The sequence below is a fragment of the Methylomonas sp. MgM2 genome (assembly GCF_054172045.1).
In genome coordinates this window covers 24,781-48,137 of record NZ_JBSYXO010000009.1, presented here as the reverse complement: position 1 = coordinate 48,137, position 23,357 = coordinate 24,781, and the positions used below count along the sequence as shown (strand labels likewise).

Sequence of the window (23,357 nt, the reverse complement as noted above, 5' to 3'; positions counted from 1 at the left end):
ATAATCTATGACAATCTGTGCTGCGATCCAAATGGCGTCAGGTCCTCAAGTCAACGCTAACCTATTAGAAGCCGAAAAACAAATCGCCGAGGCCGCGAGCAAAGGGGCCAAATTAGTGGCATTACCCGAGAATTTCGCCATCATGGGAATGAACGAGTACGACAAAATTAACGTGCGGGAGACCGATGGAGAAGGTCCGATTCAGGAATTTTTAAGCTCCGTAGCGAAGAAATACGGCATTTGGGTGATTGGAGGAACTATTCCAATGCACGCTACGGCCGATACCAAAGTCCGCGCTAGCTGCTTAGTTTATGACGATCAAGGGCGACGTGTCGCACGTTACGATAAAGTACATTTATTTGATGTTGCCGTACCGGACTCCGCTGAGGAATACCGGGAATCGGATTCCGTTGAAGCGGGCGAAGAATCCTGTGTGATCGACACTCCTGTTGGCCGCATCGGCTTGGCTGTGTGTTACGACCTACGGTTCCCAGAGTTTTTTCGGCCGATGACCCGGAAAGGCTTAGATGTTATCGTTATTCCGTCCGCATTCACCGCGAAAACGGGCGCCGCACATTGGGAAATACTATTACGCGCTCGAGCCATCGAAAATCTGTGTTACGTGATCGCGCCGAATCAAGGCGGCTTTCATGTTAACGGGCGCCAGACTTTCGGACACAGCATGATCATTGATCCGTGGGGAGTGGTTCTCGATTGTTATAAAACAGGGCCGGGTATCGTTACCGGCGATATCGATAAGAGCCGGCTGGAGAAAACGCGGGCGGCATTTCCGGCTCTTGATCACCGGCGGTTTTTTTGTTCATGAAAAAGATCGGGACATATGTTACGTGCTCGCTGCACGCGCTGCTTATGGTCGGATGCGCCGATACATCGGAGCGTTATCGCGATACGCACATACTCGAATTACCTCCGGAATTGCATATCGAACACACTCAATCCCAAGCTTCCGTTTCCGCTGACGACCTTGAGCCTAAGCCGGCCTCTCCGTTAGCGGGATTGGTCGACTTTCAGGACGATGGGAAGTTTCCGAAATTAACGTTGAAAACCCGTCTGGATCGCGCGTGGGAGATGCTAATCGTCGCACTCAAGATAGGCAACATAAAAGTCTTAGATAAAAACCGCGAGGAAAATCGTATTCAGGTTCGCTACGATCCGGATACCGCAGGAAAGAAAGAAACTCTTTTTGACATCTTTTCCGAGGACAATTATGCGGAAGCGGACTATTACATCACCCTAAAAGACGGTATCTTGGGCGTCGACGTCAACGCCGCCCTAAGCAAGCCTGATCAGTTAGAGTTCGGTGAAGACGGCTCCGCGGAATTAGTGCGATTTTTACATAAGATTATTGATGAAAAAATCATTAATCGCGACCGTAACGACGACGAAAATTGACATAATTCCTGTAGTACCGGATTCGGTCGCATAGACATTATTCATTTTGCAAAGTAACGCCTAGTGTTTAATTTAATAATTGGATTACCTTAGGATTTGGCCAAAAACAACTTCCCGTTTTGCCGGTGCGGACCCTGAGGCGTACCAAGAAGAGCCCCGGAAATCAAACCGAGCGATGCGGACAGAGTACATCCGAAAAATTATCGCAAGCCATAGCGCCGAACGGCGACTGACGGAGCGTGCGCCGATCGTATTGACCGGCACGGAAGGCAAGCAAAACTAACAGATAACCACCGGGCGTATCCAAGGCTCGGGCCGGCAAATGGCGCAGACTTCAGAAACAGGCTATTGACGCAGCCGGAAAAAATGCCGCCCGAAGGTTTGACGCGCTGGGGTTGTTCGGTTAAATGGCGGCGACGAGAGGTTAGAGGGTCACAACTTAAAAATACGGTAACTAATTTACGAAATTTATCACTAGCTTGGGTCAACGTTATCGAACTCTCATCTGTGCATGATAATCGGTTGTAATGATATGGAAGTGAAAAACTCATTTACAGCTTGAGACGGTCATAGAGGAATAATTCCGGTGCATGACGAACATAAAGCTTTTATCGCGTTGAAACAATCTTTGACTTCGTATTCGCCCAGCGATGAAACGTGGCAAGCCTTCCAAGGAATGACGGTATTCAGATCGTTGCAGAAGAAATATGGGTTGATGTCTGCGAAGACGCATTCGGTTATAAAATAGAGCCCTTGGTCCTGGAACCGTTAATCGGTGACAAGGATAGGCGTCATTTTGCGCGAGCAAGAACAATAAGAAGCGAATCGACGACGAACCCGTATATAAAAGCCGCCTAACGACAAGGTCCGGTGATGGAAAAAGCCCGAAAAACGGGAAAGGTGTGTCCAAAATTCGCCCAAAACGGCTGATTTGCATCATTGAGTACGATCAGAAGAAAAAACAGGCCGGCCTACGCCGAATAACCGTTGGAATTATGATCAGCGAGCCAGCGGAAATATGAAAAAAGCGTGCTTCCTTTCAAGCACTAATTAATCAAGATAAAAAGGATTGTTCACGCTTTAATCAAGCGCGAATCGATTTCGAAATTGCTCATTATGTGATCCACGGTGTTTTTTCTTTTCGAACGGGAGGTCATTAAATCAATATAAAGTAATATTATGAGTAAAGACGTTAGAGATGCTCAGTGCATTGAATTACATGGGAACGAAAAAATACCGAATATGGCGTCCTAAACTTTCTACAGAAGGGAAGGTGGTTTTCATTGTCTCGCTTTTCGTTTTGATTTCTGTGTTGTCGGGCAGCTTAATTTCTTGGTACGGCAATATTTTTGATGGTGTTCGGGCCTATGTCAGGGGTGAAGGATTATGGGCTAAAGCGCAGAAGGATGCGGTTTTTCATCTAAGCAGTTACTCCTATAGCCGAGACGAAGCAGACTACTACGCCTATCGGGATGCGCTTAAGGTTATCGGTGGTGATAAGCGGGCAAGACTAGCGTTATTACAGATTCCTCCGGATTACGAAGAGGCTAGGATCGGGTTTGTGCAGGGTCAGAATCATCCGGACGATATACAGTCCATGATTGATTTTTTTCTAAAGTTTCAGCGTATCTCCTATATGCGTGATGCAGTGATGATTTGGGAAACGGCAGACCAAACTATAGAAGCGTTAAAACTGGTCGGTGAACAAATTCGAAATGAAATTAAGTCGTCCAATGGACAAACGGAGCAGCTCGTTGATTCGAGAGTTCGGTTACGTGCTCTCAATGATGAATTGCTGCAATTGGAAAATCAGTTTTCGATGACCCTCGGCGAAGGTGCACGATGGGTCAAAAAGATCACCTGGCAGTTGACGCTGTTGGTGTTGTTAATTGTTTTAGGACTTGGCGTGCTGGTCAGTCGGCAAATTATCAAGAGTATCGCCAGCTCGGAACGGCAACTGTTAATCAGCGAATTACGCTTTCGCAGGCTTAAGGAGTCCAATACGATAGGTATTATCTCGTGGCGTATGGACGGATTGGTAGTTGAAGCAAACGACCTGTTTCTAAATATGCTCGGTTATGATCGGGCCGATCTGAAGTACAAACTTATCAACTGGCGAGAAATTACGCCATCCGAATTCAGGCAAAGGGATCGGCAAGCCATAGACGAGCTTTTAATGCATGGGCGCTGCGATCCTTTCGAAAAGGCCTTGATTCACAAACACGGACATGTCGTGCCAATCCTATTCGGGGCTGCGATGCTGGTTGGCGAGAAGGAAGTTGGCATCGCTTATGTCGTGGATTTGACTGAACGCAAACAAGCCGAGCAACAGCTAAAATTAGCGGCAACGGTTTTTTCGGCCAGTAGTGACGGAATCTTGATTACCGATGCGGTAATGCATATCGTCTCGGTTAACCAGGCCTTATGTAAGATGACCGGTTACGACGAACACGAGTTGCTGGGTAAACCGCCCACTATGCTGCAATCGGGTTACACCAGCCACAACGAATATGAACAGATGTGGCAGTCGCTGAATGATAGCGGACAATGGCAGGGCGAGTTGTTCGATCGCAAGAAAAGCGGTGCCTTGTTGCCGGTTAGGGTCAGTATTAACCGGATCACTAATGCCGGCAACGAGCTGACGCATTACGTCGCCATATTATCGGATATTTCCCAGCGCAAAGCGGAAGAAGCGCAACTGCGTCATATTGCCTATCACGACCCGTTAACCGGCTTGGCCAATCGCGTGTTGTTCGACGACATGCTCGATCGCGCTATTCAATTAGCCATGCGCAATCATTCGAAGTTTGCCGTTTTATTTTTGGATTTGGATAAATTCAAGCCGGTAAACGATGTTTTCGGCCATAAAGTCGGCGACCAGCTGTTGAAGCTTGTCGCGCAAAGATTGGTCAGAACTGTGCGTAATACCGATACCGTCACGCGCTTAGGCGGCGATGAGTTTGTGGTTTTGCTTGAGGCCGTGAGTACTTACGAAAAGGTGGAAAAAACCCTTAAGCACATCATCGATGCGATCTGCATGCCTTATTATATCGATGAAAATAACGTTAATATCGGCGTCAGCGCCGGAATTAGCATCTTTCCGGATCATGGAACGGATGCCAAGACTTTGTTACACCACGCGGATGTGGCGATGTACGATATTAAGAGTTCGAAGGTCGATCGAAGGATGACATCAGAATAAACTGACCGTCCTCCGTTGCTTGTAGCGAATTTTCCGTTGTTCCCGCTGAGCATCGGGTAGAAGGCAGGAAACCGCGGGAGTGGACGCGAAAACCGGTAACAGCTAATTTTGATAGCCGATTTCCCTGTTTAATATCGTTTGACTTTTGCGTTTATTCCGGCATAGATAATAAGTCCGCTTCTCTCTGGGTAAGGAGAATTTTATGTCGCAAACAAACGTTTATACTGATTCCGTTCGTCATCCTGTAGTGGCCATTGTGGCCGGCGTTGATAAAGACGTCGAACGCGGAGAGGATGTGTTGATGCTGGGCTATAGTTTGGTATTGATGGCGCCGATTTTTGCGCCGATTGCCCCACCCAAGGTATTACTGCCCTTGATGGCTTTGGCATTCGTGGTTTCGGTGTGCGTGGCCCGCTTGAATTTTCTTAGGATTCGGGATCGCTTGGCTTTGGCTAGCCTCAATTTAGACAGCGTCGATTTGTCGTTATTGCGCCCCATCAACGAAATTTTTGTCGAACATCCTAAAACCTCTTTAACCCAAGGCTTTAATCCACTGAAGAATTTAATGCGCACCGCCAAAAGTATTTTAGGTGCGATGATGATCAATCCGTTATGGATGCCGATTTTTTATGCGTTAGGTTTGCAGTTCGTCGAGGATAAGCAGTTCGGTCTCTTGAATCGCGCGGTCATCGAAGTGGAACAAAAAATCGTTCATTTGCGTTGATCCGCACGGACGGTTTGAGCTTGCGGTTCATTATTGAACTCTGATCAAGTAGCCGTCAGAGTTCTTGCAGTCGGGTTTGCTATGCGCCGAGGCGCTGATGCGGACAAAGCCATGTTGGAAATCGCGATTCAGCTTGCCTTTGACTTCTAGCTGACCGCTTCTTCTCGGGGTAATTTCCAGTTCCTTAGCTGTAAAATGATGCTTGATCTTGCCGGTGCTAACAGTGACTTCAATAGAACTGGCCGTCGTATTGGAAGAGGCAACGAATGAAAACGCTCGAAAGCTTTGCAGATATTTATTAGCCGCCGGCTGAAACTCGGAGAACGTGGGTTTATGACAAGTGTTGGAACTTGAACTACTACCATAGGCGTAAACAGCATCGACGTTCGCGAACAATAGTAAGATTGCGGATAACAAGTGATGTGATTTCATAGCATGCTCCAAGGTGAATTATTGTTGTTTGATGGATAAGATTACCAATCATTATTAAAAGAGCGAGGAATAGCAATGCCTTATTTGAAATTAAATACAAATGTCGATATTTCCAGGGAACAATCGCAACAATTGCTGGCGGAATTGTCCGGTCTGTTGGCTAAGGAAACCGGTAAGCCGGAGCGTTACGTGATGGTGGAGATCTTTGGCGACAGAAGCATGTTGTTCGGTGGTACTAACCAGCCGTTGGCTTACCTGGAATGTAAAAGTATCGGCTTATCGACAGAACAAACCAAAGCATTGGCCTGCTCAATTCCTAAGTTGTTAGGGACAAAATTATCATTAGCTCCTGACCGGATATATATCGAATTTAGTAATTGCCCTGCGGAATTTTGGGGGTGGAACGGTTCGACTTTCGGCTAGGTTGGCCTGCCGGAATACGATTAAAGGCTGAACGCTTTATTTGGCAGTCGATTTGATAATACTGTGTTTACTGATTGCACTGGTTTACCGACTATCAGTATGGTAATTTGCGCTGACACCGATAACTGCGGACATTCCCCGTTTTCCGCATCAAAACCAAGGAGACTCCCATGCAAGGCGATAAAAAAGTCATCGAATATTTGAACAAAGTTTTGGAAAACGAATTGACTGCGATCAATCAATATTTCTTGCATGCCCGTATGTACAAAAACTGGGGCTATCACAAGCTCAACGATAAGGAATATCACGAATCCATCGATGAGATGAAGCATGCTGACAAACTGATCGAGCGCGTATTGTTCTTAGAAGGTTTGCCCAATCTACAAAGTCTAGGCAAATTGCTGATCGGTGAGCATCCAAAAGAAATGTTGGAGTGCGACTTAAAGCTTGAAAACATGGCGGTGCCGCTGTTACGAGAAGCTATTGCTTATTGTGAAAGCGTTAATGACTATATCACCAGAGAGCTGTTCGAAGATATCCTAGAAAGCGAGGAAGAGCATATAGACTGGCTGGAAACACAGTTGGAGCTGATCGAACAAATCGGCATTCAAAATTATTTACAGTCGCAAATCTGAGCTAAGCGCGTACTTTTAGTCTGTTTTTAGTTTAGCGCTCGAAAATAGACTAGGCCTCGTTGCCGCCTTTTGTGAAGACTATGGCCATGCTACTCCTTAGGATATCGTCCAAAATAACTTCCCGATATGGCAATAGTCACTGGGGGCGTACCGAGTGAGGATGCCGGCAGCAAGGGCGCTGCCGTCAAGCCCCCATGGAAGGGTTCACGGGCTCATCATTCGGTATGCCCAGGGTTCGGACCGGCAAAACGGAAAGTTGTTTTTGGCCAAATCCTTAATTCTGTCGAGCCGGGGAAACAAGCTAGCTTATAAGCCACTAGATGAATGTCGTATTGTGCAGGACCGTAGTGATTCGAGGGTCCTGTAAAATCTTAGTGACGATGCAGCGAATGACTCAACATATGCAGAAACCGACCATGCTTGCCGGTTTTTTGTCCAAGTTGTCGGTATACGCTTAATTTGAAGACGTCCTCTACGACCACCCAAAACAAACAGTAGGCCCAAATCATCCCGACATATTCCCACGGTATCGGCGTTACAAACCAACCCATGCCGGCAATCAAAGCCGCAAATATTTGCGTACCGACAATCGCAAGCAGCAGCATCGGCGCCGGGAATGGCCGCGTCAAAAAACATTTCCGGGTTCGAGCAACGAATAGCGTTAAATGGCCGGAAACCACTAGTTTTAAGAATATGACTGTTTGCAATTGCTCCAGGCCGATCTGAAACTCGTTTTTGGCGACGATCAATAGTAAAAAGGTTTCCGTCACGCCCAGCACGCCCAGCACGCTGGCAACGGTTAACACGGTGCGCATGTCCCAACGCACCGGCGTAGGCGACAAGTGCGTATTGTCCCTGGCGATGGTCAGAATCGGTAAATCGTTCAACAACGCCAACAGGATAATCATCACCGCGGTGATCGGATAGATGTTGTAGATCAATATGGCCGAGACCATGAACAGCATGATGCGCATGGTTTCGGTGATGCGGTAAACGGCATAGGCGTTCATGCGCTCGAAAATACGGCGCGCTTCTTCGATCGCGTTGATGATGACGCTGAGGCCGTCGCCGGTTAAAACCAGGTCGGCGGCGGCTCTCGCAGCGTCCGTGGCGCCGGAAACGGCGATGCCGACATCGGCCTGTTTCAATGCCGGGGCGTCGTTAACGCCGTCGCCCGTCATGCCGACCAAGTGGTTGGTGGCTTGCAAGTCTTTAACCAACCAATATTTATGTTCCGGAAATACCTGGGCAAAACCGTCGGCGCGTTCCGCGCATCGAGCTACGTCGTGCATGATGTTTTGTTTGTTCTTGGCTTGCATGATTTGTTCGGCAGGCAGAATATTTTGGCCTAGATGCAGTTCTCCGGCGATTTGACGTGCAATTGCCAGATTGTCGCCTGTGACCATTTTGATGTCGATGCCATGCTCCTTGGCCTGCTTGATGGTGTCGGCCGCATCGTCTCGTGGCGGGTCGAACAATGGCAACAGGCCTAAAAACTGCCATTGGCCCTTGTCGTCGGTCCGGGCGATACCCAAAGCTCGATAACCTTTCGAGGCGAATTCGTTTACGACGGCTTCCGCCTGCCTACGTAAGGCCTCATCCGGCTTGCACAAATCGATGACCACTTGCGGTGCGCCTTTGCTAGCCTTGAAATGAAGACCTTGCTTGGATTTGATTTCCGCTTCGGTGCGCTTTTGCACAGGATCAAAAGGCATGAAATGGACTTGCCGAAAAGCCTGCAGGGCCTCTTTATCATCGATCGACTCAATAATCGCGCCATCGATGGCATCCGGATTTTCGAAGTCGCATGCTAATGCAGCGGCTTGAATCAGGCCGGTGTTATCGGTGCCGCCGAAAACGACCGGCTTGCCCATCGACAAGCGGTTCTGGGTCAAGGTGCCGGTTTTATCTGAGCATAGAATATCCATGCCCGCCAGTTCTTCGATGGCTTCCAGCCTTGACACGATGGCCTTCAATTTGGCTAATCGGATCGCGCCGACCGCCATGGTAACCGATAGCACGGCCGGAAGTGCCACAGGAATAGCGGCAACCGTCAGGATCAAAGCGAATTGCACTAATTCCATCAACGGCAAATGCCGTTCTATTCCCACCAATACTAATACGAACACTAAAGCCAGACTGATGAAAATGAGATAATCGCCGATCTGTATAACGGCTTTTTTGAAATGCGAAACGGTTTTGGCGCTACCCACCAACTTGGCCGTTTTGCCGAAAAACGTATTTGCCCCGGTAGCGGTAACGACACCGATAGTTTCACCTTGCTTCGTAACGGAGCTGGCGTAGAGTAAATCGCCTATATGCTTGTCGACCGGCAGTGATTCGCCGGTTAAAGCGGATTGGTCGACCGTCAGATAGTCGCCTTCCAGTAACAGGATGTCGGCAGGGATGACGTCGCCAAGTCGTGTTTTTACGATATCGCCTGGAACGAGGTTGTCGGCATCGACCGTTTGCCACGCGTTATCTCTAAATACTCGTGCTTTTAAGGCGAGATTTTTCTTTAATTGCTCGATGGCATTGCCGGCCTGATATTCCTGCCAGAAGCCGACAATCGCATTAAAAAACAACATGACTAATATGATTATCAGGTCTTCGTAGTTGCGGACCACGGCGGATAGAATCGCGGCGATTTCTATCATCCAGGCGATTGGTCCCCAGAAATAAGACAAAAACTTCAACAAAGGGCTTTGGTGTTTTTCCTGAATGGCGTTCGGGCCATAAAACTCAAGCCGTTCCTCGGCGCTCGAACCGGAGAGGCCGTTCCTGTTACAGCGTAAATACGTCAATACCGCGTCGGTCTCCAAGGTTTTGATTTTATCGGGGTCCAAAGGTGGTGGTAGAGGCTGGGTGTTATTTGTCATGGCGAGGCCTATATGGGTATGGCTTGAGTTAGGATAACTTCGATTCAGAGGCGCTGAATGAGGTTTCCGGGCCGCTCTGGCGAACTATACGGAACATCGTGTATATCTCGAAGATCAGTTTGTATACATTAAACGTCGAATGCAACACAAGTTAATCGCTAGCGTTTTTCATGCCTATTAAATGAGTTGAAAAATACTTTCAAATTCAGCGAATAACGCGCGTTAAGGCAAAAGGCCTGCTGAAAATGTTAGAAGAACGGTTAATATGCACCAGCCGTTTGTCGATTTCGTCCAACCTTCGCGAAGCTATTCTCCGTTTTTTGATCGACTCGGAAGGGTTTGGGTTGCCTCGCGAATTTTAACCGGTCGCGTCTTTTTGATTGATTTTTCGCTAAACATGCAGCACTCTTAATCGCTCATTTCGTTCCTATTAAACAACAAGAATTACAAGAGAGAAGCGCATGAAAAAGTTGTTCAACTACACATTGATCGGGATCTTGGCTCTGATTCCTATCGTTGTCATTTTGCAAATCATCCTGTTTGTTAAAGACCGAATTGCCGACTTGTTCGAATTCGTCTACGGGTATTCCGACAATTATTTCATCACCTTTCTGTTATTCGGGTTCAGCTTTGCCTTGATTACTTACATCGGTTACCGCGTTAGCTCAGGGCGTTTCTCTATGATCGCCTCTCTTGAAGGTGTGTTGGAGCGCATTCCTATATTGAGCACGATTTATCGCGTCACCAAAAAATTGGTGCAAATGATTGCCGGACACGAGTTGCGGGAGCCGCGTGAAGTCGTTTATGTCGAATACCCGAAAGATGGTTTATGGGTACCGGCTTATGTGACGAATAAGGTCGAAGACCGTTATATCCTGTTTGTGCCGACGTCGCCGAATCCGACATCGGGTTTTGCGATTATCGTGCACGAATCGAAAGTGGTTAAGTCGAGAATGAGCATTGAACAGGTCACCAGCTTTATCATCAGCGTCGGTGCCGATTATGAAAGGTTCAATGAAGCCAAACTGTTGCCTAAGTAATTCAACGGCCCGGCTTGTAGTGATCACATCGGTATCATAGCCGCAACGTTAGTGTTTTTTCCGATGAATACGAAGATTTATCGATTAGCCGAGTCAATAGGGCAATTACTTCATGCTAAGGAATGTAAACTTGCCTTGGCGGAATCGTGCACGGGCGGAGGCATCGCTCAAGCGGTAACCGACGTGCCGGGTAGCTCGGCCTGGTTCGACAGAGGATTCGTGACCTACAGCAATGTTTCCAAGATCGAGCTTTTAGGCGTCAAGCCCTCCACCTTAGAACGGTTCGGGGCAGTGAGCAGGGAAACGGCGCTGGAGATGGTCGCCGGCGCGCTGGCGCATAGTCGGGCGGATTTGGCTTTAGCCGTAACCGGAATCGCCGGTCCGGGCGGAGGAAGTCCGGATAAGCCGGTAGGAACGGTTTTTATTGCCTTTCAAATGAGGGCACAGCAAGGCGTTTGCGAAAGAAAACTATTTTCCGGCGATAGGCTGAGCATACGGAAACAGGTCATCGTTTCCGGTTTGCAATTGGCTCTAGATCGGCTGGTTACATCCGGCTAAGAACCGATTTTTCTACGGTCAAATTCGCTTCGGCAGGCCGAGTCCGTTCGAAAAAGGGTTTAGTCCCTCCGGTTCAATTACGTTAAAATAGGCACCTTTCGAATTGCCGGTTTTTGCGCCATGATAAAGAAAATTCTGTATGCGGCCTTTGCGGTATTGGGTTTAAGTGCTTGCGCTACCAGCCCGACCGGTCGAAGCCAGCTTCTCTATATGCCGGATGATCAAGTCAATCAAATGGGCTTACAAGCCTTTGACAGCATGAAAAGCAAGAATCCGATCAGCCGAAATCCAAATTATAACCAATTTGCCCAATGCGTTGCCTACGCACTTACCCGCGAAGTTGGCGGGCAATGGGAAGTCGTGGTGTTCGAGGATGAAACATTGAATGCTTTTGCGTTGCCGGGTAACAAAATCGGTGTACATTCGGGATTGATTGATCTGGTTGACAATCAAGATCAGTTGGCAACTGTGATCGGTCATGAGATCGGGCACGTGATGTCGCGCCACAGCAACGAGCGTTTGTCGCAGGAAACGGCGGTTAATACGGGAATGGCTATGATTCAGGCGGTGGCCCAACCGCAATCGGCATTAGGACAAACTACGATGGGATTGCTAGGCGTCGGTGCGGAATATGGAATACTGATGCCTTATAGCCGCGTACATGAAACCGAGGCCGATACCATCGGTTTGGATCTGATGGCGCGTGCCGGTTTCGATCCGCGTCAGAGCATTAATTTATGGCTGAAAATGGATCAGGCCGCTAAAACCCAACCGATCGAATTTCTGTCGACCCATCCGTCGCACAGCAGCCGCATCGACAATCTGAATCAACATATGAATAAAGCCCTCCAGCTACAGCAACAAGCTCAGCAAATGGGCAAACAGCCGCGTTGCATCAAATAATGAATCCTCGTTTAACACAGCTGCATTCTTATCCCTTCGAAAAACTGGCGGCGCTGAAGCAGGGTGTGACGCCGCCGGCCGATAAACACCACATTGCCTTGTCGATCGGCGAGCCTAAGCATGCCACGCCGCATTTCATTCAGGAGGCCTTGCTGCAACATCTGCACGGCCTAACCTTGTACCCGACCACCAAAGGCCTACCCGAATTACGCCAAACTATCGCCGACTGGCTGTGCCGCCGTTTCGGTCTGGCCGCCGGCGCGGTCGATGCCGAGACCCAGGTACTGCCCGTCAACGGTACCCGAGAAGCCTTGTTTTCAATCGTACAGACGGTGATCGATCCCGGCGAAAAGCCGGTGGTGGTGATGCCGAATCCCTTTTATCAAATCTACGAGGGCGCCGCGCTATTGGCCGGTGCCGAACCGTATTATCTGAATACCACCGAAGAAAACGGCTACTTGCCTGATTTCGACAGCGTGCCGGAATCGATTTGGCGGCGCTGCCAACTGGTATTCGTTTGTTCGCCCGCTAATCCGACCGGGGCGGTCATGACGCAAGCCGATCATCTGCAGTTGCTGGAGTTGGCGGAACAATACGACTTTTTGATCGCTTCGGACGAATGCTATACCGAACTGTACGACGACGAGGCCAGTCCGCCGCTGGGCTTGCTGCAAAGCGCCTGGCACAGCGGCAATACCGCGTTTAAACGCTGCCTGATCTTTCAGAGCCTTTCCAAGCGTTCCAATGCGCCGGGGCTGCGTTCCGGTTTCGTTGCAGGCGATGCCGAAGTGCTGAAGCAATATTTCAAATACCGTACCTACCACGGCTGTCCGATGCCGGTTTCCACCCAGCATGCCAGCATTGCGGCCTGGAACGACGAAGAACACGTGCGGCACAACCGGCGGTTGTATCGAGACAAATTCACGGCGTTTATCGACATTATGCAGGAGGTCTGCGAAATCGGCCGGCCACCGGCCGGTTTTTACGTCTGGTTGAAGACGCCGATAGACAATGCCGAATTCGCCAAGCGCTTGTTTGCGCAGCAGAACGTCACGGTATTGCCCGGCAGTTATTTGTCCCGAGACAGCGGCGGCATCGATCCGGGCGCCAACCATGTTCGGATCGCACTGGTCGCGCCTATAGAAGAATGCGTCGAAGCGGCGCAGCGCATCATGGCATTTATCAAAAACCCTAAGTAGGTTGGGTTAGCGTAGCGTAACCCGACAATCATAGTCATCAGTCGGGTTACGGCTAGCATCTAACCCAGCCAACCTTTTTTAACTAAACCTATGAGAACCCATGTCAAATTTGGAAACCATCATTAATGAGGCATTCGAAAACCGTGCCGAAATCAGTCCGTCCACCGTCTCCGCCGAAGTCCGCGACGCGGTTAACCAGGCATTGGACATGCTCGACCAAGGCACGGCGCGCGTCGCTGAAAAAAAAGACGGCGATTGGGTCACCAATCAATGGCTGAAAAAAGCCGTGTTGCTGTCCTTCCGCATCAACGAAAACAAAGTCATCGAAAGCGGAGACGTCCGTTACTACGACAAGGTACCGACCAAATTCGGCAAATACAGCGAAGAAGATTTCGCCAAAGCCGGCGTTCGCGTGGTACCGAATGCGGTGGCCCGCTACGGTTCCTACGTGGCGCCAGGCGCGATTATGATGCCGTCTTACGTCAACATCGGCGCCTACGTCGATAGCGGCACGATGGTCGATACTTGGGTAACCGTCGGTTCTTGTGCGCAGATCGGTAAAAACGTGCATTTGTCCGGCGGCGTAGGCATCGGCGGCGTGCTGGAGCCGCTGCAAGCCAATCCGACCATCATCGGCGACAATTGCTTCATCGGCGCCCGTTCCGAAATCGTCGAAGGCGTCATCGTCGAAGACAATTGCGTGATTTCGATGGGCGTTTACATCGGCCAAAGTACCAAGATATATAACCGCATGACGGGGCAAACCACTTACGGCCGCATCCCAGCCGGATCGGTCGTGGTATCCGGCAACTTGCCGAGTAAAGACGGCAGCCATAGTCTTTACTGTGCAGTCATCATCAAGCAAGTCGACGAAAAAACCCGCAGCAAAACCGGCATCAACGAATTATTGCGCGATTAACCCCGGCTTGCTGTCGAGGTCGAATAGTCACGCAAGAATTGATTCGTTACTTGCTCGCATTCGGTTAAAAGAGTGCGGCTCCAATATACATGGAGTACAGTCTTCCGGGGCCATCGGCCGGCTCAAAGAAAACAGCCATGGCACGGGTCAACATTACAGCATCGAACTGATACCGGACCTCGACGGCGAAACCGCCGTCGAGGTCCGCTGGCGGAAACAGATCAAGCCGGGCGCGCGGCTATCCCACCCCGGCGTCTATTGCCTGCGCAGCAATGAAACCGACTGAGATAGTGAACGCCTTTGGTGCACCTACATCATGCTGACCGATTTGGAAGCCGTGTTTCGCAGCCTCAAATTCGAACTCGGTTTGCGCCCGATGTATCACCACAAAGAAGAGCGGGTGGACGCGCCCCCTGTTCATCACCGTCTTGGCCTACCCGTTCGTGCAAATCATTCGCAAACACCTGCAAGCACACGGCATTCAGAGCCGCTGGAACACGCTCCGGGAGATTCTCAGCGTACAGCGCAGCATCATCGCCACCTTCCGGCGCGCCGATGGCCGTAGCCTACATGTCCGCAAAGCCACTCGGCCGGACCGAACTGGCGGAAATCCACCAAGCCCTGAGCCTCAACCCCTTGCCCGGAGGCGTACAAAAAACCATCGTTTAACGCAAAAAACAGCCAAATGACGCGTTTGTAGTGCCTTACGGCATTTTTTGAATCAGTAAGCAACTGATTAGAATAGGTTTTTAAAATTAGGCGTTAAAGATGGGTTAAAAAGTCACGGAATGCCGCAGGCGGAATATTTTTGACAGGCGGGACGGCCGGGCGCTTGCCAACAAAGCCGTTTTTTGGCGCCGGCTCTCGATTGACCGATTGGGCAGCCATCGAACAAACCATTCGACAACACCTTAGACGACAGGACGCCCGGCGTATCCCGGCTTATTGTTTAAGATGCTACTGGTCGGGATTTGGAATGGCGGCTTGAGTGAATAGGCGGTGGAACACATGACTAATTCCAACTTGCATGTCATGCGTTTTCTAGGGCTCGCGTTGGAAGATGACCTACAGGGTCATTCGGCGTTAAGGAAATATGGCTAAATATTAGTCTTTACCCCTTCCTCCTGTCCCGCTGCATACGTCAGCAAAGCCACGTTTTCTCGCGTGAAGAAACCCTGAAAATCACCGAACCGCTGCACATATTCGACAATCAATGAGGAAAAATCCGAGGCCGAGGAGAAAATCTGTTTCAGGCCTTCCTCCCTCGACCCCACTGTCTCCAATAAAAAACCCTTTCCTTGAGCGGCAATGGCTTCGACAATGAAGTCGATATTCTCCTTGCCGTTGGTTTGCCCGTCCTTCACTTCAACCGCGATATGGTGCAAGCGAGGGCCGTAATTACGGACAAACGTTTCGGTAGGACTCGGCAAGTTATCCAAATGACCGACGCAATACGGCGAATTATTGGCGGTAAAGACCTTGGCCGGGCTAGCCGACTCCGGCTGCTGCCGCACGTTTTTGGTTACATTTGTTGACGAGTTTTGATCCTTGATATCGTAACTGCCCCAATAGTAATAACTGGATAATGCCAGATACTCCAAGATTGCGGCTTCGCGATTTTGACTGTAGACCCGAGTGGCAAGATGATCGATTGGGTTGATCATATCGGCGATACCTAAGCGCTCCTGCATTTCCTTGCCTCTATCGTTGGCGGCCTGGGCCGCGCTCAAAATCATGCATTCACCGTGATGATAAACGCGAATACCGTCGACAGGCCGCTCCATATAGCCAACCAAATTTTGGGTGTAGGGGGACGGAGTCGACAAACTGACATTCAACGGCAGGTACAAATCGGCCAGTTGTCCGACCGAGAAAAACCGAAATTCACGCTGCTGCTGACTGGCGACTACGGCATGCCTGTCGTTAGCCAGTAAGATTTCGCCTAAATAACGGCTGTGCGGACGCCGGGCTCCTACCGGATATAAGTCGTTCAGCGCGCGAAAGATATCGATATGATCCGGATTTTTTACTTCACGCAGAAGAATATCGGGCGAATTCATGTCGATGCGCAATACATGTGTCATGTACTTGTCGCTGTCCAGCGTAACCAGATATTGGTAAGGCGTCATCAAGGCCAGCTCGGCAATGTACTCGACGGAATTGCCGGGCTCGACGCTGATCAGCAAGGCTTCGATGCCGCCTATCATCTCGGTGAGACCCGCGCGGTCGCGTTCCTCAAGCAAGCGCTGTAAATATTCTTCAAAAAAGTCCGAATTCTTCTTGTCGCCGTAGCGCGGCATGTTAGTCGAACAAAGCATACAACACTCCTAAAATGTCTTGACTCTTCGGGCTGGGCAAAACACGGCCCGATAAAAACCCGTTACCTGGGTCGCCACCTTAAATCCAAGGTCATTGGAAAGCTCGGATTAAGCGCCTCCTCTTTGGCCTGCATAGGTCCGGCACTATGTCCATGATCCCAGAAGCGGGCGCGACGACGCGCTTCGGCTTCGTTCGCATTCACGGGAAACACCTGATAATTGCGCCCACCGGGATGACCGACGTGGTAAGTGCAGCCGCCAATCGAACGCTCGTTCCAGCTATCGAGCAAATCGAATACCAGGGGAGCGTGAACGCCTATGGTCGGATGCAAAGCGGAAGGCGGCGCCCACGCCTTGAAGCGCACGCCCGCCACGTATTCACCCGGCACGCCGGTTGGATGTAACGGCACGATGCGTCCGTTACATACCACCCTATGACGGTTACCTATCATGCCGGATACTTTGACTTGCAAACGTTCCACGGATGAATCCACATAGCGAGCGGTGCCGGTGCCGCTTATCTCCTCGCCCAACACGTGCCAAGGCTCTATCGCTTGACGCAATTCCAATTGCACGCCTTCGTAGACCACACTCCCGTAATGCGGGAAACGGAATTCCAGGAACGGCGCAAACCAGGCGTCTTCGAACATGTAACCGGCGCTACGCAGATCCCGGCAGATGTCGCGCATGTCTTGTTCGATAAAATGCGGCAACATGAAACGGTCATGCAGCGCGGTATCCCAATAAACCAATTTGCCGCGATGAGGATTCTGCCAAAACCGGGCTACCAAGGCCCTCAACAGCAGAGACTGCACCAAACTCATACGATAATGCGGCGGCATTTCGAACGCTCGAAGTTCCACCAAGCCTAAACGACCGGTAGACGTATCCGGCGAATAAAGCTTATCGATACAAAATTCGGCACGGTGAGTATTACCGGTCAAATCAATCAACAAATTGCGCAACAAGCGGTCGACTAACCACGGCTGAGCGCATTCCGATCCCGTTTGGATTTTTTCCTCCATTTGTTGAAAAGCGACTTCCAGTTCATACAAATTGTCGTCCCGTGCTTCATCGACACGCGGCGCCTGGCTGGTCGGTCCGATAAACTGGCCGGAAAACAGATAGGACAAAGCGGGGTGCTGTTGCCAATAGCTGATTAGGCTCTTCAGCAGATCGGGCCTGCGCAAGAAAGGGCTATCGGCTGGAGTTGCCCCGCCCATCGTGATGTGGTTACCACCGCCCGTACCCGTATGCCGCCCGTCCAACATGAATTTTTCGGTCGCCAGCCTGGCCAAACGAGCTTCTTCGTACAAAGCGTGGGTATTTTTTTCCAATTCGTCCCAACCGCCGGCCGGATGGATATTGACTTCTATCACCCCCGGATCCGGGGTAACCGACAACGACGATAGGCGAGGATCCCGCGGCGGCATGTAGCCTTCCAGCCGCAAAGGCTGCTTCAATTGCTCGGCACAGTCTTCGATTGCGGTCAAGAGTGCGATCCAGTCCTCCAGGCGAGTCAACGGCGGCAAGAACACATACAATATGCCGCCGCGTTCCTCCAGCGCCAGTGCAGTATGAATCACCTGTTGCGCGGTGGGATTGGTTTTTACCGGCTCCGGCGTACGCGACGACTTGTCGCGCACGGATTTGTCACGGCTACGGTCTGCTAAATCTTCGCGCCGATCAAACGGGTCAACCGGCAATTCGACCTCAAATTCTTCCGGCGCTACCCAAGGCAAACTGCTCAAGGGCAGTCTTAGGCCTACAGGCGAGTCGCCGGGTAATAAATACAGTCGCTCGTGTCTCAAAGGCCACAAGCTAGATTGCCATATCACGTCCTTATCATGTTGAACCGCTTTCAGCGGCAACACAAAACCCTTCACCTCGGCCAAACCGACTCTTATTTGTTGAACCAGGCCGCTACGCGAGGCCGGGTTTTTCAAATCGACGCTATGCGGATCGATATTGACGGGAAGGCGGCTTTCTTCCTCCATTGCCAGCCAAGGATCTTCGTAAGCAGGGATTAAATAACCGGTATTCAGATCCAAGCGCGACGCCAGCGCTTCGCCAAAACGTTGCAAGGCCTGGGTATCGATATCGGATTTGTTCTCTGCAATCAACGCCTGATTCCGCCAAACCGGAATATTATCCTTGCGCCAGTATACCCCCAAGGCCCAACGCGGCAGGGGTTCGCCCGGATACCATTTGCCTTGGCCGAAATGCAAAGCCCCGCCCGGCGCGAAACGGTCCTGTAGTCGGCGCAGCAACTTGTTCGCGAGCCGCCATTTTTCCTCGCCTAAGGCAGACACGTTCCATTCCTCGCCATCCATGTTATCGACCGAAACGAAAGTCGGTTCGCCGCCCTGCGTCAAACGCACGTCACCGGCTTGTAATTCCTGGTCGATACGCAGACCTAATGCCCGAATGACAGCCCACTGCTCGTCGGTATAAGGCTTGGTGACGCGCGGATCTTCGTGGATACGGCTAACTTTCATCTCCACGTTGAACTGCGCTTCGCAAATGCTGGTCATGCCGACGACCGGCGCGGCGGAAGCCGGTGTCGCGCTAATCGCCAACGGTATATGGCCCTCGCCGGCCAAAAGACCGGACGTTGCGTCTAATCCGACCCAACCGGCACCGGGAATATAGGCTTCGCACCAAGCATGCAAGTCGGTAAAATCGGCACTCGGGCCTTCCGGACCGTCCAGCGGCTTTTCGTCAGCGACAAGCTGAATCAAATAACCCGATACAAAGCGAGCGGCAATGCCTAAATTGCGTAGACATTGCACCATTAACCAAGCGCTATCGCGGCAGGAACCGGATTTTTTCGCCAACGTTTCTTCGCTGCTCTGTACGCCGACTTCCATCCGGATGACATATTTGATCATTGCTTGCAGATTCTGATTCAAAGTCACCAAAAAATCGGTCGTTTTGATGTCTTGCGGCGTTTCCCGCACAAAATTGTCCAGAAACGCTTTCAATAACGGTCCCGGTGGCGGCGTTTCCAAAAACGGCGTCAGCTCGTCGCGCAATATCGACGGATATTTAAACGGATAATATTCGGCCCAATCCTCGACGAAAAAATCGAACGGGTTGATCACCGTCATGTCGGCCAACAAATCGACCGTGACGTCTATTTCCTTGGTCGGCTCCGGAAAAGTGATTCGAGCTACAAAATTACCGTAGGCGTCCTGCTGCCAATGGATGAAATGCTTCTCGGGTTTAACAGACAGAGAATAACCTGAAACCGGGGTACGACTGTGTGCGGCCGGCCTCAGGCGAATTTCATGCGGCGAGGCAACCACGGCTCGATCGAAAACGTAATGCGATTTATGATGTAAAGCAACGCGAATAGTCATAGGACAACTCTGTTAACAATTTTGATATTTAGCATCGCAAGGAAATTCACCAATGCCGATTAGTAAGGCGACGGAACCTGGTTAGATACATCCGCTTCGTTCAACCAGTCCGGGTTGGGCAACGATGCAAACACGCCCTTTAAGCCGTCGCTCCAGCGTCCGCTAATCTGCGAAAAATAAGGATCGTCTTGGGTGATGTGTTGTTGGAAAGCCAAACAGTAACTGGACGGTATATAACAGGCCAAATCGATGGGCAAGCCGACCGACAGGTTGCTGCGCATGGTCGAATCGAACGACACTAATACACACTTCACGGCGTCTGTCAGGGCCGTATCGGGCGTTATGACCCGGTCGATGATCGGTTTGCCGTATTTGGTTTCGCCGATTTGAAAGAACGGAGTTTCCTCGCCGGCTTCGATGAAATTGCCTTCGGCATAAACCATAAACAAGCGCGTATCCTCGCCCTTAATTTGGCCGCCGACGATAAAATTAGCACTTGCATCGACGTTATTCTGGGCCAAGTACGCGCCGTCATGCTTCCGGACTTCGCGCAACGCGTCGCCAAGCAACTGAGCCACATCGAACATCGATTCTACATTCCAGATATTGCGTTGTTCGTCATGGCGCCCGTATTGGTCGAGTAGATTCACCGCATTCTGCGTAATCGACAGATTACCGGAACTCAAAATCACGACGGCACGCTCGCCCGGGTTGACGAAGGTCCGCATTTTTTTAAAGCTGGCTATCTGATCAACCCCGGCATTTGTGCGGGAATCCGACGCAAATACTAAGCCGGCATTGAGTTTTAGAGCTACGCAGTAAGTCATGACGAATTCAATGAAATAACGGATTATTGCATTTGGAAGGTCATTGGTCGACGCATAGGGATAGGCTCGAAGTGCTCGCGTCTGGACATATAAGCGTTTCTGATTTCACCGCCAAGCAGCGCCATATGCCGCAGAAAATCGGTCAGATATTCGTGTAATCCCTGCGCAAACACATTCTCGATCAAACCGAAATGCAGGGCCGCGTGCCGTTCACCGGCAAGCCGCCTGGCCTCGTCTCCCGATGTGCCGTTTATTTCCATTAAAGCGCGTTCGACTTCGTTCATACAGGCGTGCAAAGAACGGGGCATGTCGTCGCGCAAGATCAACAACTCGGCAACTCGCAACGGCGAAATCACATCGCGATAAATTTTACGATACGCCTCGAACGCACTGACGGAACGTAATAGCGAACCCCATTGGTAATAATCGGCCGCCCCGCCAACGTCGTTTACGCTGGGCAGCAGAATGTGATATTTCACGTCCAATATCCGCGCGGTGTTATCGGCACGCTCGAGGAAGGTGCCCAGCTTGATGAAACTCAATGCGATATCTTTCAATATGGTGCCGAGCGTGACACCCCGAAACATATGCGACCGGTCTTTAACCCAGTCAAAAAAGTCGGGGAATTTGTCGACGTCCATGTTCCAGGTCATGCGGTTCAGCTCCAGCCAGGTAGCGTTGATGACCTCCCACATTTCCGATGTAATCGCACCGCGAACCGCCCGGGCATTTTCACGCGCTAATTTCAAACAGCTGTAGATGCTTGAAGGGTTTTCCGGATCCAATGCCATGTAATGGGTAACGGCGTCCCCTCTAGCCAACCCGTATTTGACTTCATAACTGGGCGCAGCGCCGGTAATATTCAAAGGCGCGTACCAGAGGTAAGCTTCCATCCCTTCGATATCCAAGGGCAATAAAGCCGATCGGTGCGCCACGTCCAGCACCCTGGCAGTATTTTCGGCACGTTCGATATGCCGCGCCATCCAAAACAAATTATCTGCCGTGCGAGCAAGCATCTCAGTTCTCCAGTACCCAGGTGTCTTTCGTACCGCCGCCCTGCGAGGAATTGACCACTAGCGAACCTTCGCGTAATGCCACGCGCGTTAATCCGCCCGGCACCAGGCGAATATCTTTACCCGACAACACGAACGGTCTTAAATCCACATGCCGCGGGGCAACGCCGGCATCTACCATGGTGGGGCAAGTCGATAATGCTAACGTCGGCTGGGCGATAAAATTGGCCGGTTCGGCGATGATGCGCTGCTTGTAGAGTTCTATTTCCTCTTTCGAACTGGTCGGCCCCACTAACATGCCATAGCCGCCGGAACCCTGTACCTCCTTAACGACCAATTCGGACAGATGTTCCAATACGTATTTGAGATCATCGCTTTCGCTCAGGCGCCAGGTGGGCACATTGGATAATATCGGTTCTTCGCCCAGATAGAAACGGATCATTTCCGGCACGAATAGATAAGTCGATTTATCGTCGGCCACTCCGGTTCCCACGCCGTTGGCCAATACGACGTTTCCGCTACGGTATGCTTCGAATAAACCCGGCACGCCCAGTGCCGAATCGGGTCTGAAAGCCATTGGATCGAGAAAGTCGTCATCCACACGGCGGTAGATCACGTGCACTTGTTGCGGACCTTCCGTGGTGTACATGTAAACTTTTTGCTGATGGACGAACATATCCTGCCCTTCCACTAACTCGACTCCCATCTGGCTAGCTAAAAAGGCGTGTTCGAAATACGCACTATTATACGAACCCGGCGTCATCACGACTATGGTCGGGTCGGATACATGCAACGGCGCCGCTTCTCTCAAGGTATCAAGCAGCATTTGAGGATAATGCTCTACCGGTTCCACAGTATGATTGGCAAACAATTCCGGAAATAAACGCATCATCGTGTTGCGATTTTCCAACATGTAGGACACCCCGGATGGCACACGCAAGTTATCCTCCAGTACGTAAAAATCATTCTCCGCAACCCTTACCAAATCAATGCCCGCAATATGCGCGTATATTTGGTTCGGCAAATCGATACCTTGCATTTCTTTGCGGTATAAGGCGTTGCCTAAAACCTGATGAGCATTAACGACACCGGCCTTGATAATTTCTTGGTCGTGATAAATATCATGCAAAAAGGCGTTGAGCGCGCGCACTCGCTGCTTTATACCCTGTTCTAACCGACGCCATTCAGCAGCGCCGAAGATGCGCGGCACAATATCAAACGGAATGAGGCGCTCGGCGCCGGCACTTTCGCCATAGACCGCAAATGTGATGCCCAAACGCCGAAAAAGTAATTCCGCTTCCGTGCTTTTGCGCTCCAGCGTACCTTCGGGCAATTGAGACAGCCAGTTCGCATATATTTGATAAATATCGCGCACCAAGCCGTCGCCGTTATGCATTTCGTCAAAGTATGTATTGCAAGGCTTCATATTCATACTCAATTTCTTTGCAAACTACATGCCAGGAATACTTTCAAACTATTTTGACCTGGAAAATGGCGTCGCCGCCGAGAG

At 50.5% G+C, this 23,357-nt stretch carries 18 protein-coding genes; 11 read left to right on the top strand and 7 right to left on the bottom strand.

Annotated features, from left to right (window positions below):
• The first annotated feature begins 7 nt into the window (after positions 1–7).
• The 4 genes from ACW73I_RS09065 (at position 8) to ACW73I_RS09050 (ending at position 5,339) form a co-directional block, all read left to right on the top strand.
• On the top strand, positions 8–826 hold the full coding sequence (locus tag ACW73I_RS09065) for a carbon-nitrogen hydrolase family protein (RefSeq protein WP_458028952.1): 819 nt from the start codon (positions 8–10) through the stop codon (positions 824–826).
• Entirely contained in the window at positions 823–1,413 is a 591-nt protein-coding gene (locus ACW73I_RS09060) for a hypothetical protein (protein WP_458028951.1), read from the top strand. Before ACW73I_RS09065 ends, ACW73I_RS09060 begins: the two co-directional genes overlap by 4 nt.
• Positions 1,414–2,722: 1,309 nt before the next feature.
• Positions 2,723–4,615 carry a diguanylate cyclase domain-containing protein gene (locus ACW73I_RS09055; RefSeq protein WP_458029042.1) on the top strand — a complete coding sequence of 631 codons (1,893 nt, stop codon included), beginning with the start codon at positions 2,723–2,725 and terminating at the stop codon, positions 4,613–4,615.
• 202 nt (positions 4,616–4,817) lie between these two features.
• A complete protein-coding gene (locus tag ACW73I_RS09050) occupies positions 4,818–5,339 on the top strand; it encodes a hypothetical protein (RefSeq protein ID WP_458028949.1) in 522 nt (173 codons plus the stop codon).
• 30 nt (positions 5,340–5,369) lie between these two features.
• On the opposite strand, the gene ACW73I_RS09045 is transcribed toward ACW73I_RS09050, so the two are convergent.
• Positions 5,370–5,771 (bottom strand): hypothetical protein, encoded by a 402-nt coding sequence (locus ACW73I_RS09045; RefSeq protein ID WP_458028948.1) that lies wholly within the window; start codon positions 5,769–5,771, stop codon positions 5,370–5,372.
• Between the two features lie 75 nt (positions 5,772–5,846).
• Here ACW73I_RS09045 and ACW73I_RS09040 point away from each other — a divergent pair, with 75 nt between their 5' ends.
• Both ACW73I_RS09040 and bfr read left to right on the top strand, forming a co-directional pair.
• Positions 5,847–6,194 (top strand): phenylpyruvate tautomerase MIF-related protein, encoded by a 348-nt coding sequence (locus ACW73I_RS09040; RefSeq protein ID WP_458028947.1) that lies wholly within the window; start codon positions 5,847–5,849, stop codon positions 6,192–6,194.
• Between the two features lie 170 nt (positions 6,195–6,364).
• Positions 6,365–6,829, top strand: a complete 465-nt coding sequence (bfr, locus tag ACW73I_RS09035; RefSeq protein ID WP_458028946.1) for a bacterioferritin — start codon at positions 6,365–6,367, stop codon at positions 6,827–6,829.
• Positions 6,830–7,200: 371 nt separating this feature from the next.
• Here the strand turns inward: bfr and ACW73I_RS09030 are convergent, their stop codons facing one another.
• Positions 7,201–9,708: a plasma-membrane proton-efflux P-type ATPase gene (locus ACW73I_RS09030; RefSeq protein ID WP_458028945.1), complete on the bottom strand. Its 2,508-nt coding sequence runs from the start codon at positions 9,706–9,708 to the stop codon at positions 7,201–7,203.
• A gap of 461 nt (positions 9,709–10,169) precedes the next feature.
• On the opposite strand from ACW73I_RS09030, the gene ACW73I_RS09025 reads away from it, so the two are divergent.
• The 5 genes from ACW73I_RS09025 to dapD all read left to right on the top strand — a co-directional run bounded on the left by ACW73I_RS09025 (position 10,170) and on the right by dapD (position 14,327).
• Positions 10,170–10,748 (top strand): DUF502 domain-containing protein, encoded by a 579-nt coding sequence (locus ACW73I_RS09025; protein WP_458028944.1) that lies wholly within the window; start codon positions 10,170–10,172, stop codon positions 10,746–10,748.
• Positions 10,749–10,811: 63 nt separating this feature from the next.
• On the top strand, positions 10,812–11,306 hold the full coding sequence (locus ACW73I_RS09020) for a CinA family protein (RefSeq protein ID WP_458028943.1): 495 nt from the start codon (positions 10,812–10,814) through the stop codon (positions 11,304–11,306).
• A 120-nt stretch (positions 11,307–11,426) separates the two neighbouring features.
• Positions 11,427–12,209, top strand: a complete 783-nt coding sequence (locus tag ACW73I_RS09015; RefSeq protein ID WP_458028942.1) for a M48 family metallopeptidase — start codon at positions 11,427–11,429, stop codon at positions 12,207–12,209.
• Positions 12,209–13,408: a succinyldiaminopimelate transaminase gene (gene dapC / locus ACW73I_RS09010; protein ID WP_458028941.1), complete on the top strand. Its 1,200-nt coding sequence runs from the start codon at positions 12,209–12,211 to the stop codon at positions 13,406–13,408. The genes ACW73I_RS09015 and dapC overlap by 1 nt, the downstream gene beginning before the upstream one ends.
• Before the next feature lie 100 nt (positions 13,409–13,508).
• Complete coding sequence (dapD, locus tag ACW73I_RS09005) at positions 13,509–14,327, top strand: 2,3,4,5-tetrahydropyridine-2,6-dicarboxylate N-succinyltransferase (protein ID WP_458028940.1); 819 nt, start codon at positions 13,509–13,511, stop codon at positions 14,325–14,327.
• Between the two features lie 1,097 nt (positions 14,328–15,424).
• On the opposite strand, the gene ACW73I_RS09000 is transcribed toward dapD, so the two are convergent.
• The 5 genes from ACW73I_RS09000 to ACW73I_RS08980 all read right to left on the bottom strand — a co-directional run bounded on the left by ACW73I_RS09000 (position 15,425) and on the right by ACW73I_RS08980 (position 23,279).
• Complete coding sequence (locus ACW73I_RS09000; RefSeq protein ID WP_458028939.1) at positions 15,425–16,645, bottom strand: hypothetical protein; 1,221 nt, start codon at positions 16,643–16,645, stop codon at positions 15,425–15,427.
• Positions 16,646–16,707: 62 nt separating this feature from the next.
• The gene (locus ACW73I_RS08995; protein WP_458028938.1) at positions 16,708–20,007 is read right to left on the bottom strand and encodes a transglutaminase family protein; all 3,300 of its coding nucleotides are present in this window, start codon (positions 20,005–20,007) and stop codon (positions 16,708–16,710) included.
• Positions 20,008–20,066: 59 nt separating this feature from the next.
• Positions 20,067–20,834, bottom strand: coding sequence for a peptidase (locus ACW73I_RS08990; protein WP_458028937.1), 768 nt, complete (start codon positions 20,832–20,834; stop codon positions 20,067–20,069).
• Positions 20,835–20,857: 23 nt separating this feature from the next.
• Positions 20,858–21,850, bottom strand: a complete 993-nt coding sequence (locus tag ACW73I_RS08985) for an alpha-E domain-containing protein (RefSeq protein WP_458028936.1) — start codon at positions 21,848–21,850, stop codon at positions 20,858–20,860.
• A gap of 1 nt (position 21,851) precedes the next feature.
• Positions 21,852–23,279 (bottom strand): circularly permuted type 2 ATP-grasp protein, encoded by a 1,428-nt coding sequence (locus ACW73I_RS08980; protein WP_458028935.1) that lies wholly within the window; start codon positions 23,277–23,279, stop codon positions 21,852–21,854.
• Positions 23,280–23,357: the final 78 nt, after the last annotated feature.

Bases quoted from the DNA above. Each gene is read 5' to 3' on its own strand.
- ACW73I_RS09065 (WP_458028952.1), top strand. From the start codon at position 8: ATGACAATCTGTGCTGCGATCCAAATGGCGTCAGGTCCTCAAGTCAAC.
- ACW73I_RS09060 (WP_458028951.1), top strand. From the start codon at position 823: ATGAAAAAGATCGGGACATATGTTACGTGCTCGCTGCACGCGCTGCTT.
- ACW73I_RS09050 (WP_458028949.1), top strand. From the start codon at position 4,818: ATGTCGCAAACAAACGTTTATACTGATTCCGTTCGTCATCCTGTAGTG.
- ACW73I_RS09045 (WP_458028948.1), bottom strand. From the start codon at position 5,771: ATGAAATCACATCACTTGTTATCCGCAATCTTACTATTGTTCGCGAAC.
- ACW73I_RS09040 (WP_458028947.1), top strand. From the start codon at position 5,847: ATGCCTTATTTGAAATTAAATACAAATGTCGATATTTCCAGGGAACAA.
- bfr (WP_458028946.1), top strand. From the start codon at position 6,365: ATGCAAGGCGATAAAAAAGTCATCGAATATTTGAACAAAGTTTTGGAA.
- ACW73I_RS09030 (WP_458028945.1), bottom strand. From the start codon at position 9,708: ATGACAAATAACACCCAGCCTCTACCACCACCTTTGGACCCCGATAAA.
- ACW73I_RS09025 (WP_458028944.1), top strand. From the start codon at position 10,170: ATGAAAAAGTTGTTCAACTACACATTGATCGGGATCTTGGCTCTGATT.
- ACW73I_RS09020 (WP_458028943.1), top strand. From the start codon at position 10,812: ATGAATACGAAGATTTATCGATTAGCCGAGTCAATAGGGCAATTACTT.
- ACW73I_RS09015 (WP_458028942.1), top strand. From the start codon at position 11,427: ATGATAAAGAAAATTCTGTATGCGGCCTTTGCGGTATTGGGTTTAAGT.
- dapC (WP_458028941.1), top strand. From the start codon at position 12,209: ATGAATCCTCGTTTAACACAGCTGCATTCTTATCCCTTCGAAAAACTG.
- dapD (WP_458028940.1), top strand. From the start codon at position 13,509: ATGTCAAATTTGGAAACCATCATTAATGAGGCATTCGAAAACCGTGCC.
- ACW73I_RS09000 (WP_458028939.1), bottom strand. From the start codon at position 16,645: ATGCTTTGTTCGACTAACATGCCGCGCTACGGCGACAAGAAGAATTCG.
- ACW73I_RS08995 (WP_458028938.1), bottom strand. From the start codon at position 20,007: ATGACTATTCGCGTTGCTTTACATCATAAATCGCATTACGTTTTCGAT.
- ACW73I_RS08990 (WP_458028937.1), bottom strand. From the start codon at position 20,834: ATGACTTACTGCGTAGCTCTAAAACTCAATGCCGGCTTAGTATTTGCG.
- ACW73I_RS08985 (WP_458028936.1), bottom strand. From the start codon at position 21,850: ATGCTTGCTCGCACGGCAGATAATTTGTTTTGGATGGCGCGGCATATC.
- ACW73I_RS08980 (WP_458028935.1), bottom strand. From the start codon at position 23,279: ATGAATATGAAGCCTTGCAATACATACTTTGACGAAATGCATAACGGC.